2 protein-coding genes are annotated in these 6,483 nt (G+C 49.1%); one reads left to right on the plus strand and one right to left on the minus strand.

What is annotated here, in order from left to right:
• Window positions 1-150: 150 nt before the first annotated feature.
• Window positions 151-5,199, minus strand: coding sequence for a hypothetical protein (locus tag E1297_RS50945; protein ID WP_155134899.1), 5,049 nt, complete (start codon window positions 5,197-5,199; stop codon window positions 151-153).
• A 519-nt stretch (window positions 5,200-5,718) separates the two neighbouring features.
• On the opposite strand from E1297_RS50945, the gene E1297_RS05345 reads away from it, so the two are divergent.
• A partial coding sequence (locus E1297_RS05345; RefSeq protein ID WP_305793812.1) for a calcium-binding protein occupies window positions 5,719-6,483 on the plus strand: 765 nt, incomplete at its 3' end.

Genomic DNA, 6,483 nt, shown 5'->3' on the forward strand with positions numbered 1-6,483 from the left:
TAAGTGTCCATTTAGATAAGTGGACACTTAAGGTACCAAACGGAAACTCGTTAGGTCGGGTTCAACGGACGCTCACCATCATGTATCCGGCACTGAAAATCCCTCAAAATCCAAATCATTGAAATCAAACAATTTTATGCCGGACGGACTCTAACTAAACATGCTGTCGTAGTCACTCAAGTCAAGGTGCGTAACAGAGTCGGAATGCCAAGTCATGCCCGTCGTCGATGACACGCCTTCAACTGTTATCCAGGTTGTGCCACTCCAGGATTGTATTTCCAAGCCATCATCTGTTTCGTTCAAAGCAAACAGATAATATCCGCCCTCATCTTCATAATCAGCTTCGTAAATGATGATGGTGTCACCTTCATCGGGATTGAAATCCGTGATCGTCACCTTGGCTCCTGCCAGAATGAAGGTGTCGGCGCCATCGCCTCCTGTCAACGTGTCGGTTCCGCTTGTCGCAACAAGGATGTCATCCCCGTCACCACCGGTGATCGTGTCGTCGCCGTCACCATCCACCAGCAAATCGTCGCCGTCACCACCGGTAATGGTGTCGTCACCATCTGCCCCAAAGACAACACTGTCATCGTCGGATGTAGAGATGGTGTCATCGTAGTCGGTGGCCCAGATCTTTTCGATGCCGGTGAAGTCAATTGTGTCGCCTGTATCGTCGTAGGTCAGGGTACCATCATTGTTGTAATCAACGGTGCCGTCGTCATTAAAGGTATAACTGTCGGAATCGCCCGACATATCGATGGTTACAGACGTTTCGAGATCCGATAAGTAGGCCGTGTCAGTCCCACCGCTACCGTCAACGCTTGTCTCGGTCCCGTCCATTGTGATCGTGTCATCGACCTCGATCACAATATCTTCAAAGCTCTCGAAATACAAAGAGCTGCCATCGCTGTACAAGATGACGCCGCTTGTATCGTCATCATCATCATAAGTGATTTCGGAAACATCCGCACCATCGGTAATGTAAAGGGTGTCATTGCCGTCTCCGCCATCGACGGTGTCTCCGTCGGAAGATGAGACGTAGAATTTGTCGTTTTCACTGGTCCCGATGAGGTATTCGAAATCATCGTAGGTGGTTACTGTGTCGTCTGAAAATGTAACCGTTCCGCTTCCGTCCGCGAAAGTGACTGTTACACCGCTGGTTTCATTCGAAAGGTCGAGCGTGTCGGTGCCGCCGCCGCCGCTCAGAGTGATGTCGCCTGCCAAAACATAAAAGGTATCGGAATTGTCTGTTCCGATGATTTTCTCAATATTTGAGAAGCTGGTTTCCGTTTCATCAGAAAAGGTGATGGTGCCTTCATTGTCGGCAACATAGATGGTTATCGCATCATCGGAAACGCTCTCAAGCGTATCATCGCCGTCCGCGCCGTCAATCGTGAAGTCTCCGCCATTGGCATAGATCGTATCATCGTAATCCGTGCCATAAATTATCTCGATACTGTCAAGTTCGCTTTGCGTCCCGTCTTCATAAGACACTGTTTGCGCATCTTCTGAGAGTGTAATGGTTACTGCATCTTCCACATCCGTGAAGTAGATCGTATCGGTTCCGTCGCCTCCGTAATAGAACCCTGCATCAGTCCCCGCATAGATCGTATCATTGTCGGCTCCACCGTAAATGAAGTTCATTCCTCCAACTGCATAGAACAGGTCTTCACCATCACCACCATAAAATGCATTTGCAGAAGTGCCGCCGTAGAAGTAATCAGCACCAGACCCGCCATAAACGATGTCACCCGAGTCTCCTGCGTAGATCGTGTCGTCGTATTCGCTCCCGAAAACAAGATAAAAATCCTCGAAGTCGGTTGTCGAACCGTCATCAAAGGTGAACGTACCATCGGTGTCCGACAACTCGATTGTAACACCGGCATCTGCCTCATAAGCCAGAATGGCATTGTCCCCGCTGCCGCCATAGATCGTGTTGCCGCCGCCGGTGACACTCACCGCATCATTGCCGCTGCCGGTATAGACTGTGCCTGTGCCCGTGACCGTAACGGCGTCGCTGCCACCACCGGCCTGAATCACAAAATTGGTTCCGGACGCCGTGATACTGTCGTCGCCCTCGCCACCATAAACGATGTAGCCAGTGCCGCCAGATGTAATCGTGTCGCCGCCTTCGTCGCCATAGGCAACATAATAAGAGCCGGTTACCGTTAGGACGTCATCGCCCTCGTCACCCTTGACGACATAGACCTCACCATCCGCAGTGATCGCGTCTTCGGATATGCTCCCAACAACAATCTCGAAATCCGTAAACGTGCCGGTCGTGCCATCGGAGAAGGTGATGGTTCCATCACCATCGGAATAAACAATTGTGACTGCGCTGTCTGTCAGGCTGGCGGAGATTTCATCCGAGCCGTCACCGCCATCATAGGTGCTGTCTCCGGTGTCTACATAGACGAGGTCGTCCCCGTCACCGGCATCGACAACATCCTCGCCCGTGCCGGACAAGATGATATCGTCACCATCAAGTCCGGAGATCGTGTCATCGCCGTCAAAGCCTGCCAGCGTGTTTGCGTCATCGCTACCGGTTATCGTATCGTCATAGTCACTGCCGTAAATATTCTCGATACTGTAAAGGTGGTCGACAGAGTCGTCGGAAAAGCCGTCATAGGCCAGCGAGTAGGTTCCGTTATCGTCTTCGTATGTGACAGACAGGTCAACGGTGATCCCGTCAGGAGATTCTGTATAGGAAGAGGTGTCCGATCCGTCACCACCGAAAATGTAATCATTGCCGGCCCCTGCCTCGATAAAGTCATCGCCGTCGAACGTGGCGATATAGTCCCCCTCATCAGCGTCCGCCCCGACATAGCCTTCGATGGAGCTGTCGGGAATATAGCCCCAGACGTAATCATCGTAATTGTTTCCAAAGAGATAGTCGGAGTCTTGCGAGCCGTAAGTCACGGACCCGGTGTATGCGCCCATTATGATATAGGACGTGCTGCCCTCCAGGGCTTCGGCGGTTTCATCATCAATATCGATATAGCCATAGTCATTGAAGCTGTAGACAGTCACTTCGCCAGTATCCTCATCAATACTGACGAGAATGGCATTTTGCATGATTGAATATGTCAAGCCTTCCGCAACGGCGGATGCCATGGTGGTGCTGTCATCGTCAAAAATATCGCTGGAATCCGCGTAATTGATGTCCGCGACCAGGTCATACGTGTCTCCATCATCGTACATGATGGAAAACCCGTATCCCCCATTGGTGTCGTCAGAAATGAAAACGTTGGAAAGATCGGTCGAGGTGATGGGGATGATGAGCACGTCTTCGGTCGGGTCGAAATCGGTGACCGTTGCATAGCCTGCACTCGGATCGCCGCTTTCTTCGTCAGAATCCATCAAGGCGTCGGCGATATCGAAGGCGATGATCGTCAGCATCACGGTCGTGACCGCATAGAAGGATATGGTGGATGCGCCCACAACAGCAGCGGTTTCGGCAATTTCCGTGGCCTCAGCTGTCTCGATTTCGCTGGAGGTGGTGATGAGCTCGTCGATTTCGTCTAGCAGAGCGGCCTCATCCGTATCAGCGGCTTCCGTAAGAGAGTCAAGGTCGGCTGACTCGTCCACCTCGTCCTCAACCGCTTGATCCAGCCCGTCAGGTGTTTCGTTATTGTCGCCCGCCTCTTCTGCCTTCTGGTCATCTTCTGATTCCGCGTCATTTTCGTTTTCGCTGTCGTCTTCCTCGGCATTGTCCGTTTCCGAGTCTGCGGGCTCATCGATTATGTCTGAATCGTCTGAGTTGTCTGAATCCCAATCCTCCTCGGCGTCGCTGTCGGTATCTCCGGTGAGTTGCGTATAGGGATTGTCGGGGTCGAAACGGGAAACATATTCAACAGTGATGTCATAATTGGCATAGTACCCTCCGGAACTTTCGACATATACGCCATCAACATAACCTCCCGATACTTCATAAGTATTTCCGGAAGTGGAATCTATATAATTCCCTGTGTCTTGGTCGAAGTAACCAATCTCCGTTGTCGCCCCGCTTGCATCTGTCGTATATGCTCTTAGGACGCCGTCCGAATCATATTCAAGAGTAACGGTTTCGTAATTGAAATTTATAGTTGGTTGGCCATCTTTATATACGATCGAGAAGTCATCATAATGCTTAATGGGCAAGCCTGATTTTAATATTATGTTGGTCTCATCTTCTATCTCTGAGTCTATATTAAAATAGTCCGTATCTTCGATTTTAAAGGTATCTGTAGTTACATTTCCAGAGTCATCACTTGTTGTTGTTGTCAAGGAGATCGTTGCGCCAGCGCTTCCGATCATGGCAGCTGCAGCAGCGCCGAATACGATCCCGTCGTCTGTGTAATCAGATGTGCTGTCACTAGAGCTGTCGTCATCATCGGAGCTGTCGGTGTCGGCCGTGTCGGTGGTCGTTGTTGTTGTTTCTTCGTCAGACAGTGAAACGTCAGTATCAGAACTTTCCCCGTCAGCGTCTTCTTCTTCTGTATCTTCTTCTGCAGCTTCCGCCTCAGCCTCTAGGACTTCCTCGACAGCCTCGTTCAGATAATTGGTCTGGGACAGGTTCAGTTCGGTCCAATCGATGACAGAAATGGCCGTTTCATCCGTATCCGCTGCGGTCCCGATAACAAATGTGTCAGCCCCATCGCCACCGGTCAGGACATCGCTCTCACCATCAAACAAAGTGCCGGAATACAGCCAGTCATTACCATCTCCTCCAACCAGGGTGTCATCACCGTCACCGCCGATCAGAATATCGTCGCCATCTTCACCGTAAAGAGCGTCATCCCCCTCCAGTCCGTATAGAATGTCGTCCCCCAATCCACCATAAATGTTATCGTCGCGACCATCATTGTAGCCGTCCCCATTGCCGTAAATTGTATTGTCTTCGTCGTTTCCGATGATCAGGGAACGGTATTTTTCATAGTATATTTTCGTACTTCCTGATGCACCTCCATATTTAACAGAGTAATCATTGTCATAATCTATCGTATCCGCATCAAGGATTTTATATCCCTTGTCATATGTCTGGTATTGTATACTGACAGAACCTGATGAGCCGCCGGAGGTATAATCCGAGTCTTGTTCTTCGAAGTTTTCGAGAGCGTTGTAGGCGTCGGTGGTAATATGGCTGACCACTTCTCCATCGCTGTCATAGACGACGTAGTAGCCGGTTTCTTCGTCATATTCGAAAGTGTAAGAGCTCATCTTGAATTCCCTCCTTTCCGGACGAGAATCTGCGAGCCGCGCCGGAAAATGCTATCTGCCGATCACCAGAAGACCAATCATTTATTACTGCCCGGCTGAAATCGCCGTCAAATAATTGCTTCATTATTTCAGGTTAAATTATTCTGTATTGATGTGATGTTTCCTGTTTGTTACTAAATTCGTAATAATGAAATTCTAAATGCAGTCCAAAAGAGATGCGAAAATAATATCGCGGTGCACAAGTATTCTTTTGCAAATGGTGCTTATTTAGGCGCGATCTGTTTGCACTCCCGAGTGATGTTAAATTTTCATGGATCTCATGCATTTTATGTCTAGATTTGGATCTTATTTTGTATTTTTTACAATGTAATTATTTTGAAAATTTCATTTGAGAAAGTAAGCTTTAAAAAAACAAGTAACGATCTTAATAAAATTAAGTCATGTTAATTAATAAGACATATTTATTTCAGGAAAACATATTCATGATTGCTCCATGTTGGTGTTTAGGAGTGATGGGTGATGACCGTAGAACTGGCGGAAAGCAGTGTCTCAGAAGATTACAATGTAATCGAAGGTACCGACGGCGATGACACGTTGGTTGGAACAGACGATGCAGACGAAATACTGGGATATGGAGGGGATGATAGCCTGTATGGCGAGGGGGATGATGATTTAATCTATGGAGGGGCGGATGATGATTACATCGAGGGTAATGATGGTGCTGATGACATTTACGGGGGGAGCGGGGATGACGAAATAAATGGAGGAGATGGAAAGGATAAATTGTTCGGTGGAAGTGGTGAAGATACGATCTACTCCGGAAATGACAGTGAAAACTTCCTCTTCGGAGGAGATGATAATGATACTCTCTATGGTGGGGAAGGTTCGAATTGGCTTGAGGGCGACGATGGTGACGACACCATTTATGGCGGTGATGAGCAGGACTTCATCTACGGGGATGATGGTATCTACGGCAATGGGGATGATGGCAATGACGAAATCTATGCCGGCGGCGCAAGCGATCATATTTATGCCGGGGGAGGCGACGACTACATAGATGCGGGGGACGGCCATGACTTGGTTTACGCAGGCACTGGCAACGATACCGTTTATGGCGGCATTGGCAATGACGAGATCTATTCGGGGGATGGAGATAATTACATTGAGGCGGGAGATGGTGACGATACGGTCTATCTCGGGGACGATGACAATCAGGTTTATGGCGAGGATGGTGACGATGCTTTCTATGGTGGGGATGGAGCCAACCAGGTTTACGGCGGTGCG

The organism is Roseibium sp. RKSG952, assembly GCF_009711355.1.